At 53.2% G+C, this 13,459-nt stretch carries 13 protein-coding genes; 5 read left to right on the forward strand and 8 right to left on the reverse strand.

Annotated features, from left to right (window positions below; genetic code table 11):
* Window positions 1-3 precede the first annotated feature (3 nt).
* The 4 genes from ACMHXH_RS09115 (at window position 4) to ACMHXH_RS09130 (ending at window position 4,824) form a co-directional block, all read left to right on the forward strand.
* Window positions 4-1,497: a capsule assembly Wzi family protein gene (locus ACMHXH_RS09115; RefSeq protein ID WP_413737981.1), complete on the forward strand. Its 1,494-nt coding sequence runs from the start codon at window positions 4-6 to the stop codon at window positions 1,495-1,497.
* 198 nt (window positions 1,498-1,695) lie between these two features.
* Window positions 1,696-2,427, forward strand: coding sequence for a glycosyltransferase family 2 protein (locus tag ACMHXH_RS09120; protein ID WP_101096319.1), 732 nt, complete (start codon window positions 1,696-1,698; stop codon window positions 2,425-2,427).
* Between the two features lies 1 nt (window position 2,428).
* Window positions 2,429-3,103 carry a VTT domain-containing protein gene (locus ACMHXH_RS09125; RefSeq protein ID WP_335912239.1) on the forward strand — a complete coding sequence of 225 codons (675 nt, stop codon included), beginning with the start codon at window positions 2,429-2,431 and terminating at the stop codon, window positions 3,101-3,103.
* Window positions 3,103-4,824, forward strand: coding sequence for an ArnT family glycosyltransferase (locus ACMHXH_RS09130; protein WP_101096236.1), 1,722 nt, complete (start codon window positions 3,103-3,105; stop codon window positions 4,822-4,824). The genes ACMHXH_RS09125 and ACMHXH_RS09130 overlap by 1 nt, the downstream gene beginning before the upstream one ends.
* A gap of 7 nt (window positions 4,825-4,831) precedes the next feature.
* Here ACMHXH_RS09130 and mutM read toward each other — a convergent pair whose 3' ends face one another.
* Genes mutM through ACMHXH_RS09170 form a run of 8 tightly spaced genes read right to left on the reverse strand, consistent with a single transcriptional unit; the run spans window position 4,832 to window position 11,796 of the window.
* Window positions 4,832-5,647: a bifunctional DNA-formamidopyrimidine glycosylase/DNA-(apurinic or apyrimidinic site) lyase gene (gene mutM / locus ACMHXH_RS09135; RefSeq protein WP_101096235.1), complete on the reverse strand. Its 816-nt coding sequence runs from the start codon at window positions 5,645-5,647 to the stop codon at window positions 4,832-4,834.
* A 16-nt stretch (window positions 5,648-5,663) separates the two neighbouring features.
* Window positions 5,664-6,122: a hypothetical protein gene (locus ACMHXH_RS09140; protein WP_039035402.1), complete on the reverse strand. Its 459-nt coding sequence runs from the start codon at window positions 6,120-6,122 to the stop codon at window positions 5,664-5,666.
* 54 nt (window positions 6,123-6,176) lie between these two features.
* A complete protein-coding gene (gene moaA, locus ACMHXH_RS09145; protein WP_335912235.1) occupies window positions 6,177-7,163 on the reverse strand; it encodes a GTP 3',8-cyclase MoaA in 987 nt (328 codons plus the stop codon).
* Window positions 7,164-7,171: 8 nt separating this feature from the next.
* A complete protein-coding gene (locus tag ACMHXH_RS09150) occupies window positions 7,172-8,977 on the reverse strand; it encodes a bifunctional molybdopterin-guanine dinucleotide biosynthesis adaptor protein MobB/molybdopterin molybdotransferase MoeA (RefSeq protein ID WP_335912233.1) in 1,806 nt (601 codons plus the stop codon).
* Window positions 8,978-8,986: 9 nt separating this feature from the next.
* Window positions 8,987-9,580 carry a molybdenum cofactor guanylyltransferase MobA gene (mobA, locus tag ACMHXH_RS09155; RefSeq protein WP_039035399.1) on the reverse strand — a complete coding sequence of 198 codons (594 nt, stop codon included), beginning with the start codon at window positions 9,578-9,580 and terminating at the stop codon, window positions 8,987-8,989.
* Window positions 9,564-10,271, reverse strand: a complete 708-nt coding sequence (locus tag ACMHXH_RS09160) for an ATP-binding cassette domain-containing protein (RefSeq protein WP_039035398.1) — start codon at window positions 10,269-10,271, stop codon at window positions 9,564-9,566. The genes mobA and ACMHXH_RS09160 overlap by 17 nt, the downstream gene beginning before the upstream one ends.
* Before the next feature lie 8 nt (window positions 10,272-10,279).
* A complete protein-coding gene (locus tag ACMHXH_RS09165) occupies window positions 10,280-10,987 on the reverse strand; it encodes an ABC transporter permease (protein WP_039035397.1) in 708 nt (235 codons plus the stop codon).
* Window positions 10,984-11,796 (reverse strand): substrate-binding domain-containing protein, encoded by an 813-nt coding sequence (locus ACMHXH_RS09170; RefSeq protein ID WP_039035396.1) that lies wholly within the window; start codon window positions 11,794-11,796, stop codon window positions 10,984-10,986. Before ACMHXH_RS09170 ends, ACMHXH_RS09165 begins: the two co-directional genes overlap by 4 nt.
* Window positions 11,797-12,076: 280 nt before the next feature.
* Here ACMHXH_RS09170 and ACMHXH_RS09175 point away from each other — a divergent pair, with 280 nt between their 5' ends.
* Complete coding sequence (locus ACMHXH_RS09175; protein WP_039035395.1) at window positions 12,077-13,459, forward strand: sigma-54-dependent transcriptional regulator; 1,383 nt, start codon at window positions 12,077-12,079, stop codon at window positions 13,457-13,459.

The following is a 13,459-nucleotide window of genomic DNA, read 5'->3' on the forward strand; positions in this document are numbered from 1 at the left end:
TCAATGAGAAGTTTTTTGTACAAAAGCTTGGTGCTGGGCATTGGCCTGGGAATGAGTACTATGAGTCAAGCGGCGCCTTGGGTCGATAGTTCTGACATTTATTTAAGAGCCGATATACAAGCGCTGGCCGATGCCGGGGTAATCACGGTTCCGGTCAATACCTATCCCTTGATGTGGGCAGGTATCGGTGCCGACTTGGCCAAAGTTGAGCCGGCCACCCTGACCCCGGCGTTGACCGACGCCTTTTCCAGGGTGAATTTTTACTATCGTCAGGCGATAGACAGTCGCGGTAGTGCGGCCATCAAGGCAACGGCGGCAACCGATGCTGCCAGATTTCAACATTTTGGTTCTGACTATCGTGAGAAGGGACAACTGAGTGCCTCCTATGAATATGTCGGAGAACGTTTTGCCTTCAAGGTTGCAGGAACCGGGGCATATGATGCTCAGGATGATGAGAACGCTCGTCCGGATGATTCCTACATGGCTGTGGTATTGGGCAATTGGATAGTGACCGCAGGCGCTGTGCAGCAGTGGTGGGGACCAGGATTTGATTCGGCCTTGCATAAATCAAATAATGCCAGGCCCATGCCGTCTGTGATGCTCAGTCGCAACAATGCCGCTGGCTTTGAAACCCCTTGGCTATCCTGGATTGGTCCCTGGACCTTGACTACTGGTATTAGTTGGATGAACGACGACAGGGCCATCGAAGATACCCTGCTGTGGAATATGCGTGGCAGTGTCAGACCCTTCAAACAGTTGGAAATAGGCCTTTCCTGGACCACGCAATTCTGTGGTGAGGGACAGGATTGCGGTTTTGGTTCATTCTGGGATGCTATTTCCGGTGGAACCGAGTGTGCCGATGGAGATCCCAACTGTGATCCTTCAATGAATACCAGATTAGGCAACCAGATGGCGGGCTTCGATATTCGTTATGCCGACACTCTGTTTAACGTGCCTTTCGGCCTTTATCTGGAGCGCACCTGTGAAGACTCCAGCGGTTCGGCGCCATGGCAGATTGCCGACTGTGCCGTGTTGGTGGGCGCTGATACCCGCTTCAACCTGGCGCAGCAACAATATAAGCTGTTCTTTGAGTATACGGATACAATGGTAGCCTGTGGTAGCGACCCTAATGTGTTTAACTGTTTCTATGAACATAGCACTTACCTGAGTGGTTCACGTTACTATCAACGTTCTTTGGGATCCACCTATGACAGCGATGCCAAGGTTTATGTGTTGGGTTTGGTTGGGCAATTTGCCGACAGCCACGGCATCAACGCTTACCTGCGTTATGCTCAACTCAATAAAGACGGCAAGTCTCTTTCTCATGGTTGGGCACCTCAGCCTGCCAAGGAAGACCTATTGATGTTGGAGCTCAGCTATCGAATGCCCTGGTTGAAGGGGATGATGACTTTTGGGGGAACTGCTTCCCGTTCAGAATTCGATACTGATAACGATACAGATGCCAGCCTATTTGGCAGTTACGAATACAGATTCTGAGAAATAACACCTTCCCCAAGCCGGCTTAGCCGGCTTTTTTATGTCTGTAATTAAAATGTTATCAGTATTGGTTTTGATGGTTGCGTAAAAAGCGGCGTTGACATAATTTAACCTTAAGAAACGACTTCTATGCTGCAGTTCAAGCCTATGGAACATAGGCTTGAACTGTTTTTAGGTCAGTATCCCGGGAGCTTATTTTTGATTTCAGTCGTAATACCCGCCAAAGACGAAGCCGGCAATATAGGCCCTCTCATTAATGAAATCTGTCAGGCCTTGGCAAGTACAACTCCATTTGAAATTCTGGTTGTGGACGATGGCAGCAGCGATAACACTGCCAACGAAGTGTTACAAACCGCAGAGCAAAATGGCTGTGATGCCCGAGTTATTCGTCATAAACGCAGTACAGGTCAGAGCACGGCTATCTGCACGGGAGTGCGCGAGGCCAAGGGGGAATATATAGTGACCCTGGACGCCGATGGGCAGAATGATCCTGCAGATATCCCCGCCATGATCCGGCTTATCCCGCAAATGAACAGTGCTGATTTTTGTATCGCAGGTTATCGAAAGCACCGTAAAGACACGGCTTGGAAACGCTTTCAATCCCGTTTTGCCAACCGGGTACGCGATGCTTTGTTGCACGATGGCGTTCCGGATACCGGCTGTGGCCTTAAACTGTTTCCACGAGCCAGTTTTCTGAAACTTCCCTATTTCAACCATATGCACAGGTATATTCCGGCGCTTATCCGCCGTATGGGGGGAGATGTGCGTATTTCCGTGGTTAATCACAGAGATAGACAAGCCGGTATTTCAAAATATACTGCCTGGAATCGACTCTGGGTGGGAATCGTCGATATCTTGGGGGTGATGTGGTTGATCCGCCGGGCCAAAATTGCCGAGATAGACAGCATTGAACACAGCCGCCGGGATTAAGTTGAAGCGTTTGCTAAAGACACTGTTGTTGCTCTCTGTTTTGCTTGGGCTGATGTTGGCCGTTCAGGCCGGCTGGTTTGAGCATCTCACCGACAGCAACTGGGTCGCCAACTTTATTCAGCGCCAAGGGAGTGGTGGACTGGCGTTACTGTTTGCTGTGGGCACCCTGTTTACTGCCGTGGGGGGGCCGAGACAGATCATCGCCTTTGTTTTCGGCTTCGCGCTTGGGGGGACTGTTGGCGCCCTGTTTTCTACCTTTGCCGCCTTGGCGGGTTGCCTTCTCAGCTTTTACTGTGCCCGTTTGACGGTACGCGAATTCTTGCAAAAACGTTTTGGTATACGGCTGCAACGTTTTGAACGGATGATCATCCATCGCACCTGGCTTAAAGTATTAATGATTAGGCTGTTACCTGTGGGCAGCAACCTGTTGACCAATCTTTTCGCCGGGGCAACCCGGGTTCCTGTCGGCGGTTTTTTGCTTGGCAGTTTCATTGGTTATTTACCGCAGATGCTGATCTTTGCCTATGCCGGGGCCGGCTTGGGCTTGTCTGATCAGTATCAACTTGGCATCAGCCTGGTGCTATTGCTTCTTTCCAGCTTTATAGGAACTTACCTTTACCGCAATCGCCTGAGTCGTCAGGTGGATGATTTGGTCACAGAAAAACAGGAGCTTTGATGAATTGGCTGCGTAGCTACTTTGACAGTGATAGTTACACCAGGGTGTTTTGGGCATTGTTCTGGCTGACCCTGTTTATTATGTTGCTGGGAATTGGATTCCGCTCTCCCTGGCCTGCTGACGAACCCAGATTTGTCGAAGTCGCCAGAGAAATGGTCAGTAGCGGTCAGTGGTTGTTTCCCAGTCGCGGCGGCGAATTTTATCCTGATAAACCGCCGGTTTTCATGTGGGCCATAGCACTTTGCTACGCCTTGATTGGTGACCTCAAGCTGGCTTTCTTGCTGCCCAATGCTCTGTGTGGTTTGTTGACCGTGATGCTGGTCTACGATCTGGGCGCCAGACTTTGGAATGTTCGCACTGGCCGCAATGCTGCTCTGCTGCTGCTATTGGTGCCGCAATTTTTGATGCAGGCCAAGAATGCCCAGATAGATGCCATGGTGATGTGCTGGATTACTTTAGGGTGTTATGGCCTCTTGCGCCATTTCCTCAAAGGGCCGAGTTGGGGCTGGTATTTCGCCGCCTGGGGCTTTATGGGTTTGGGGGTTATCACCAAGGGGGTTGGCTTTCTGCCTCTGCTGTTGCTGTTGCCGTTGGCATTTTACAGCTGGCAACGAGGCTTATGGCGAGAGAGCTGGCGCTGGCGGGCGCTATTGGGGCCGGTCGCCATGTTGGCCGTAATTGCGCTCTGGTTGGTTCCCATGATACTGACGGTTCAAGCATCCGCGAGCCCGGATCACCTGGCTTACATGAACAATATTTTGTTTAAGCAAACGGGTGAACGTTACGTCAACGCCTGGGATCATATCAAACCTTGGTATTTCTTTGTTTTCAGTGTCATTCCTTGGCTCTGGTTCCCTCTGCCTTTATTGGCATTGGCTTACGGAAAGCGCCTCTGGGCGGCCATTAAGGCAGACCCAGGCATTGCCGTCTTGCTGTTATGGGTCTTGTTGGTGGTGGTGTTTTTCAGTATCAGCCCAGGTAAGCGCAATCTCTATATTTTACCGGCACTGCCGATGGCCGCGCTGGCCATTGCGGCTGCATTGCAGGGAGCACAGTTGAGTCTATGGTTTGAGCGCTTGGTGTCCGCCCTGTTGTGGTTGTTGGGGGGCTTGCTGCTGACTCTTGGGGTGCTGGCATTGCTGCATCATCCTAAGTTGCTTGAGAGGTTGGCGGACTATACCGATGATCTTACAGGTATCGGCTACCTGTTTATGGTGCTGGGTTCCTCCTGGCTAATTTTGATTTGGTGGCTAAGGAAGCAGCCTTCGCTGTTCAGGGCCGGCGCTGTAACTATTCTGGGATGGCTCCTGGTCAGCACCTGGGGTTATCTGTTACTCGATGAAATACGTACTCCCAAGGCTTTGATGCAACATACTGCCGAGGTGATAGGTGAGGAAGCTGAGCTTGGATTAATCCGCTTCAAGGAGCAGTTTATTCTGTTTTCTCCCATAAGTATTACCCATTTTAGCTATCTGGCATCCACTGCCGAGCAGGAGCGCCGGGCCTGGCAGTGGCTGCAACAAGGTAAACAACGCTATCTCCTGGTTCCCGGTTGGGTAACCCTTGAATGCTTTGATTTGAGTAAGGGGCAGAATATGGGCTCGGCCCACAGGCAAGATTGGTATTTACTGTCGGCATCGGCGAGTCTGCCCGAATGTCAGTCGCCCAAGACTATGGTCAGTTACTACACCCCGCATCCGGGGCAGTGGATGCGGGAATAGCCTTGGGTCAGCGCGTCTGGCACAGGCTGCAAAACACTGTGCTGCGCTGTCCCAGGCGTATTTCGGATAATAGATGGCCACATTGGGTGCAGGTTTCCCCACCGCGGCCATAGACATGCAGCTTTTGGGCAAAGTAACCCGGTTTACCTTCGGCATTGGTGAAATCTTTCAGTGTGGTACCGCCCTGTTTGATGGCCTGAGCCAGGATCAGCTTTATCTCGGCGACCAGCACTGTCAGCCGCTCTTTATCCACTTTACCGGCATCGGCCTGCGGGTGGATCCCGGCGGCAAACAGGGCTTCGTTGGCATAGATATTACCGACACCCACCACAATGGCATTGTCCATCAGACAAAGTTTTATCGCCTTCTTCTTGCCCTTGAGTGCCGCGTGCAGTTGCTCGACATTGAAGGCATCCGTTAAGGGTTCGGGGCCCAGTTTGGCCAGTAGTGGATGAGCCGTTTCCGGCAACTCGCACCAGAGCCAGGCACCGAATCTGCGCGGGTCGTTGAACCTCAGCACCCGGCCGTTTTCCAGCTCCAAATCTATATGGTCGTGTTTCTCCGCCGGTGTGCTACGGGGCAAAATCCGCAGGCTGCCGGACATCCCCAGATGCACTATGCAGGTACCGGCATCTGTATCCAGCAGCAGGTATTTGGCGCGGCGGCGCACGGCTCTGATGGTCTGTCCTATGATATTGCGGGCCGTTTCAGGTACCGGCCAACGCAGTGAAGGATTCCGAACGATAAGGTTACTGACGGTCTGATCAACAAGATACGGCGCAACCCCGAGGCGGGTCACTTCCACTTCCGGCAATTCTGGCATAAGGCTCTCTGCTCTATCAGCTTGTGGATACACTCAGCAGAGGTACAACACCACTTCTGAGGCTGGGGGGAATAAGATACCAGTTCCCGGCGGCAGATTTAAGCAGTCCTTGATGGGGATAAAACAGCCAAAGTTGTGGCTCGGCAGCGCCGCTGACTTTCAGCAGCAACTCTTGTGGCCGCTCATCTTGGGTGAGTTCAGGCTTGCTGGCCAATGGTGATACCCGAATACTGAGCCAGGCTTGACTCCAGTCGGCGCAATTGAGCACCTTGGGATCACACTGCCATTGGCCAGTGGCGGCCTGTGCCAACCAGATCCCGTCCAGTTGCAGCTGTTGCAGTTCAGTATGGCTGTCAAACAGATCGCGGGTATCGGGCACCGAGTTCATGCGTTTATCCAGCAAGGTCAGTACCGACACCATCAAAATGGAGGCCAGAATAATGATGTTATTCCACTGTTTGCGGGTCAGTGCCATGGGCAAAAATAGTTTGATTGAGGTTGAATCGCCAGTGTAGCACGGTGGCAGGTATCAGCCACCCGTGCTGTTCATAAACCTCAGGATCTGCACCTGATTGGGATCGTCGAAGTGATGCTCCTTGGGCTTGCGCTGAATCGCCTCGAAGATAGCTTGCTTCAACACGTCTATGTCACCTGGATGGCTGCGGATGAGCTGCTTCAGATCCAGCGAGTGTTCATTCCCCAGGCACAGCAGCAAGCGGCCTTCGGCCGTGACTCTGACCCGGTTGCACTCATGGCAAAAGTTATGGCTGTGGGGTGAAATAAAACCTATATGGATAGGGCTGTCGGCCATGCTGTAGTAACGTGCCGGGCCGCCGGTACGCTTGGATGACAGGCTCAAGGGCCAGCGTTGATTGATAATTTCCCTGACATCACTGCTGCTCATGTGTCTTGGCAGAGAACGCTCTTCCATCACACCCAGAGGCATCTCTTCGATAAAGGCGATATCCAGCTGCTTTTGACGGCAATACTCCAGCAGATCGATAATTTCGTTTTCGTTGCGTCCCTTGAGGATCACGGCGTTGATCTTGATCCTGTCAAAGCCGGCCGCCTTGGCGGCATCTATGCCCTTGAGCACTCGCTCCAGCTTGCCGTTGCGGGTCAGGGTGGTGAAGAGTTCGCTCTTTAGGGTGTCCAGGCTGATATTGAGGCGGTTCAAGCCGGCGGCTTTCAGCGCCGGAGCCAGTTTGGCCAGCCTGGAGCCGTTGCTGGTCATGGAAAGATCTTTGAGCCCGGGTAATGTCGCCAGCTGCGCCACCAAGCGGTCACAATCGCTGCGTACCAAGGGTTCGCCGCCGGTGAGGCGTATCTTGCTGACGCCAAGCTCGGTAAAGGCACGGCCGATAAAAGCCAGTTCCTCCAGGCTCAATACCTGTTCCCGCTCCAGAAAACAGGGATCTTCACTCATGCAATAGATGCAGCGAAAATCACACCTGTCGGTAATGGAGAGGCGCAGATACTCTATTTTGCGGCCAAAGCCGTCACTCAGGCTGTTCAAGGGCAGCCTCAGAGCAGGTCTGCAAACGGGTGTACATAGACGGTTTCACCCGCCTCTATGCGTTCATCGGCTTCGCCGATAATCACCAAACAGTTGGCTTTGACCATGGAGCTGAGCATGCCTGAGCCCTGGGCACCGGTCGTGCGTACGTGCAATTGGCCGTCATCTCCCAGGGTCATGATGCCGCGGCTAAACTCGGTGCGGCCGCTGCGGCTGCGCATGGCTTCATCGGCAATCGCCGGCAATAGTCTTGGCTGCAAGCTTGGTTCACCGGCCAGTTTACGCAATGCAGGTTGAACAAACATCAGGAAAGAGACCATCACGGCCACAGGATTGCCGGGCAAGCCGAAGAACAATGTTTGGTCTATCTTACCGAATGCCAATGGGCGTCCCGGGCGCATATTGATACGCCAGAAGTTGATTTCTCCCAGCTTGGCCAGCACTGTCTTGATATAATCGGCATTGCCGACAGACACCCCGCCCGAGCTGATGATCACATCGGCCTGAGTCGCCGCCTGGCTCAATGTTTGGCTTAGAACCGCTTCTGAGTCTTCGATGATCCCCAAGTCCAGCACTTCACAGCCCAGACGCTTGGCCATCGCCTTGATGGTATAGCGGTTGGAGTCGTAAATGCAGTTGGCCTTCAGCTCAGTGCCGGGTTGGCTGACTTCATCGCCGGTGGAGAATACGGCAATTCTGGGGCGGCGTTTGAGGGGCATCTCAAACAGTCCCAGCGAAGCCAGTAGGCCTTGCTCGGCAGCGCCCAAACGTGTACCACCACTTAGGGCAACGGCGCCTTGGGCTATATCTTCACCCGCCAGACGCACGTGCTGGCCGCGGTAGATTTTGCCACTGAAGCTGACCTTGCCATCAGTTTCGGTGGCAAGCTCTCTGGGTTGAATGGTATCTGCACCCAGAGGAACCGGCGCACCTGTCATAATTCGCACCGCTTCACCCGGCTGCAACTGGCCAGAATATTGATGACCGGCCAGAACTTCTCCTTTCAGCTCAAAGGGTTGTGACATGTTGTCTTGAAACGCGAAGGCGTAACCATCCATTGCCGAGTTGGTCTGCTGTGGCACATTCACAGGTGATACTGCATCCTGGGCCAGAATACGATTGTCGGCCTCATCGAGCGTCAACAGCTCTGTCTCTGTGACGGGTTTGACTTGCTCCAGGATATGGTCAATGCCTTGACGTACCGACAGATTCTGTTCACTGCCGAGCTCACAGGCGCTTAAGGGCAGGGCTCTTGCTGAAGAGGGCTTGGATTCGGGGTGATAATCGCGAACATACTGCTGCACAAAATCAGCAATTTGCGCCACATTGTTGAGATCCAGGCGGCGGATCTCCCCTGGCAGCTTGGTTTCGTCACAGCAGGCTATTGCGAGGATATTGGGATCCTCGGTATGGATAAAGGGTTTGCCGTGGGCGGCTCGGTGTAATTCAATCTTGGGCAGCGCCAGTTTCTTGAAGCCTTCCACCAACACCAGATCGGCCTTGTCCTGTTCCAGCTGGCCGAGTAGATGCAGCAGATCCGGATCTCTGTCCAGCGGATCTTCTGTCATCAAGGCCCAACGTACATGGGAGGCCACCAACATCTGTCTGGCACCGGCTTTGCGCATCTCATAGCTGTCTTTACCCGGCTCATCGATATCAAAGTTGTGATGGGCATGTTTGATCACTGCCAGTCTCAAACCACGACGATTCAGTTCAGGGATCAACTGCTTCAGCAGCGTGGTCTTGCCTGTGCCGCTATAGGCACAGAAGCCCAACACGGGAATGGACAGGGGATTGGTAAAGACAGTGCTCATAGAAACCTCTTAAGCTTGGGATATTTCCGCCGCGAGTTGTTGTTTTTGTTCGTTGGTGTTGACGTTAATAAAGGCGTTGGGTTGATCGGCGAATGATTCAACCACTACCGGGTGCTCACTGTACCAGAGATCAATACGGCGCCTGCCTGAATCGAGAAACGCCTGCATCGAATCCCTCACCGTCGGTTTGAGCAGCATAACCACTGGCTGCTCCCGCTCGCCGTCGGATGCCACGGCGAGATCCGCTTCTGATGCCAATAGTTTTTGCGCCATGCGCTCAACCAGGTCTTTGGGCAGCAAAGGGCAGTCGCAGGGCACCACTAACAGCAGATCGGCGTCTGTTTTGTCCAGGGCGCTGATCATCCCTGCCAACGGCCCGGGATAGCCCTGTTCCAGGTCGGCAATGACTGGAAAACCGAACTCAGCATAACGTGTTTGATTGCGGTTGGCGTTGATCAGGATCTGATTCACCTGAGGTTTTACCCTGTCGATAACATGGGCAATCATGGGACGCCCCAGCAGATCTACCAGTCCTTTGTCTTCTCCGCCCATACGCCTGGCCATGCCTCCGGCGAGTATTACCGCATCAATGCGCTGCGACATAGTTCTCCTCCTGCAGTTCTTCCGTGGCCAGTCTCAAATTGGCTGAGGTTGTCAGTTGTTGTGATTCTATATGCCAATGTTGGTGACAAAGTGCGGTCAGCTCTGAGTGCTGGTGGCTACTGATCAGCAGCCCAGTACCTTGTTGCTTTAATTCGGCAATCATAGCAAAAACGGTTTGCTGCGATGCCCTGTCCATATTGGATATGGGCTCATCGAGCATGAGTAACTTGGGTTTCAACAGCCAGGCTCTGGCCAGTGCCAGCCGTTGCCGTTCGCCGCCGGATAACGTTGAGGCGTTAGTCTTGAGCAGTTTCCCCAACTGGGCATTTTCTATCGCGCTTTGCATCCTAGTGCGCTGCTCGGCTTTATCCAGGCTGCTGTATTTCTGCGCCAGTTGCAGATTGTAGCTGACACTGCCTTCAAATAGGTATGGGTGCTGATGCAGGTAAATAGCCTTGCCGAGCAAGGTATCACCTCGCCACCAGGGCGCAGCTGGAAATCCTTGGGTATAGATGGTACCGGCGCTGGGCTTGAGTAAGCCGGCCAGCAGCTTCATCAGAGTGGTTTTACCGCAGCCATTGTCACCTTGCAGATAGATGACTTCGCCCTGGCAAAACTCCAGTTGCCGGGCGCGAAATAACAGGCGTTCACCAAAACGCATCTCAAGATCTTGGGCTATCAGCTTTATCATCAAGCGTCCTAATGACTTCTGGGATTGGCCCTGCCGCGCAGAGTACCCAGAGCAAAATTCAGTATCAGTGCCAGCACCAGCAGCACTAAGCCAAGGGCTATGGCCTGGGCGAAGTCCCCTTTACTGGTTTCCAGCGAAATCGCGGTGGGTATGTTACGGGTAACATGGGCTATATTGCCACCAACCATCATGGAACAGCCGACTTCGGTAATGATACGGGAAAACGCGGCGATAATCGCCAGTAACAGCGGTACTCTCAGCTCGCGGCAAACCACCCAGATAGCCGAGCTCCAACTGGCACCCAGGGTGCGGCTGGTTTCCCAGGCGCGGCGGTCGACACTGGTGAAGGCGGCATGGCTCATGGCTATCAGTACCGGGGCGCAGATCATCATCTGCCCGAGGATCATCCCCTTTTGGGTAAAGAGCCAGCGCAGGTCGCCCAGGGCACCGTTACGGGTCAGTAGTAGATAAGCCAACAGGCCAACCACCACAGTGGGAATGGATTGCAGGGTTTGCACCAGGTTGGTTACCAGCCAGCGACCGGGAAACTGAACAAACGCCAGGGCGAACCCCAGTATCATGGACGGCAGCAAGGTGATCAGCAGTGCCGCGAAAGATACCGAGAAAGAGACGGAGATAATAGACCAGACTTCGGGGTCTCTGGAAAACAGCAGGCCGAGGGCCTGCTGTATAAGGGCTAACCAGCCTTCACTCATTTGCCGTAAGTTGCCTTGAACAGTTGTTCACCTTGAACTTTATAGCTGTTGATCATGCTTTGTGCTTCTTTGCTAATCAACCAATCACTGAAGGCACGTGCACCTTTGTGATTCAGATCAGGGTATTTGGCAGGGTTGATCAGGATAACCTGATAAGGGTTGGCCAGAGTGGCGCCGCCGTCGAAGTCGATACTCAGGTCCAGTTTGGCTTTGTAAGCCACGAAAGTACCACGGTCAGACAGGGTGTAACCTTGCAGTTCATTAGCCATCAGCAGGGTTTTACCCATGCCTTGACCTACAGAAGTATAGCCTTTGAAGTCTGGAGTCACGTTGGCGGCTTTCCAGATCAACAGTTCTTTCTTGTGAGTACCTGAGTCATCACCACGGGATACGAAAGGTACGCCTGACTTGGCGATTTTGGCGAAGGCTTCTTCGGCATTCTTGCTGTCACGAGCCTTGGCAGGGTCGTTCTTTGGGCCTAGGACAACAAAGTCGTTTTCCATGATACCGCGAGGTTCAACACCGAAACCGTCGGCAACGAACTTGGCTTCTGCGCCAGGAGCGTGAGTCATCACCAGATCCACGTCACCTTGGGTACCCAGTTTCAGGGCTTTACCTGTACCTGTGGCGATCACCTGTACCTTGTAACCTGATTCAGATTCGAATTTTGGCAGCAGGTAACCCAGCAGACCTGAGTTTTCAGTACTTGTGGTGGTGGCCAGCTTGATGGTTTCCTGAGCGGAAGCCGGGGCAGAGATCATCAGGCCTGCCGCAATGGCAAGACCCAGCAGTTGTTTCAAGTTCAACATTATTGCTCCTTGGCATGATTTTATAAGTGTGCCGAACCCATAAGCCAGCGGGCCACGGCCTTGTACTCGCACCCAATAAAGCAATTTGGGTGCCAAAGATGAATGTCAGCTATAAACCGATATTGAGGGATCCAATATGTGAACTGGATCCCAAGCTTGGTAAATAAGTGTCAGACAAATTGTCCCAATCGGCTTTTTCGCTGGTTCATAGTGACCAATTTTTACCGTATCAATGATAGAATCTATTTCAATTGAGTCAAAATGTCCTGAAGCCGACAATATGAGCCAGATAGAAAAGCCACTTAAGTCTAAGCCAATGCCTTCTGCCGTGTCCGTGTTGATCGTCGACGACGAGCCCGGTATGCGCAGTTTCCTCAACAAAGCGCTGGCAAAGAAATTTGCCCTGGTAGAAACCGCCGCCAGCATAGAAGAAGCTGAACAACTGCGAAGCCGTTGTCACTTCGATCTGCTGATTGTGGATATACGTCTGCCCGGCCGCTCAGGTATTGAGTGGCGTGAGGCGCTGGATGATCAAGAGCGGCGTTCCGACATCATCTTTATGACGGGCTATGCCGATATGGAAGTGGCTATTCAGGCACTTAGGGCCGGCGCTTCCGACTTCATCATGAAGCCCTTTCATCTTGAGCAGATGATGAAGGCGGTCGATCGCTGCATCGAGCGGCGCTTATTGAAGCGGGAAAACCTGATGCTGCGCCGGGAAGTGTCCAGCGGCTACTCCTCCACCATCATAGGCAACAGTGATGCCATGATGGAGGTCAAGCGGGTGATTGAGCGAGTGGCACCGACCAATGCCGTAGTGCTTATCGAAGGCGAGTCCGGCACGGGCAAGGAGCTGGTGGCCAGGCAACTTCACCTGCTCAGTGGTCGTCAGGGCCCCTTTGTACCGGTTAACTGCGGCGCCATTGCCCCAGAGTTGCTGGAAAGTGAACTCTTTGGTCATACTGCAGGTTCCTTTACCGGCGCCAAGGGCAATAGGGAAGGCTTATTTAGTTTTGCCTCCGGCGGCACCATCTTCCTCGATGAGATCGGGGAAATGCCGCTGAAAATGCAGACGGCCTTACTGCGGGTGCTGGAACAAAAAGCGATTCGTCCGGTTGGCAGCGAGAAAGAAGTCAATATTGATGTTCGGGTGATAGCGGCAACCAACCGTAAACTGGCCGAAGAGGTTGAAGCCGGGCATTTTCGCCGCGATCTCTTTTACCGTCTCAATGTGCTCGACATAGTGATCCCGCCATTGCGGGAAAGGCCGGATGATGTGGTGGAATTGACCCATCATTTTACCCGTCAGTTGGCCGCAGAGCTCGGGGTGAAAGAGGTGGTCTGGAGCCATGAGGACCTGCTCAAACTGCAGCAACATCAGTGGCCGGGGAATATCCGCGAATTGCGTAACATGATAGAGCGCTGCATTCTGCTCGGTAAGCCACCGGCGGAATACTGGAAAGAACAGCCCAAGGCCGAACTGAATGCTCAGCCTGGCTATCCCCACGACTGGGCGCTCAAGGATGTGGAGAAAGACCATGTCACCGCCGTCGTTGACTCCCACGGAGGCAACAAGTCGGCGGCAGCCCGGGTGCTGGGAGTGTCTCGCAAGACACTGGATCGTAAATACAAAGAGTGGTTTGACTGCGAGTCGGAGGTCTGA

The organism is Shewanella sp. BJSY2023SW001, assembly GCF_047314685.1.
GTDB lineage: Bacteria > Pseudomonadota > Gammaproteobacteria > Enterobacterales > Shewanellaceae > Shewanella > Shewanella indica.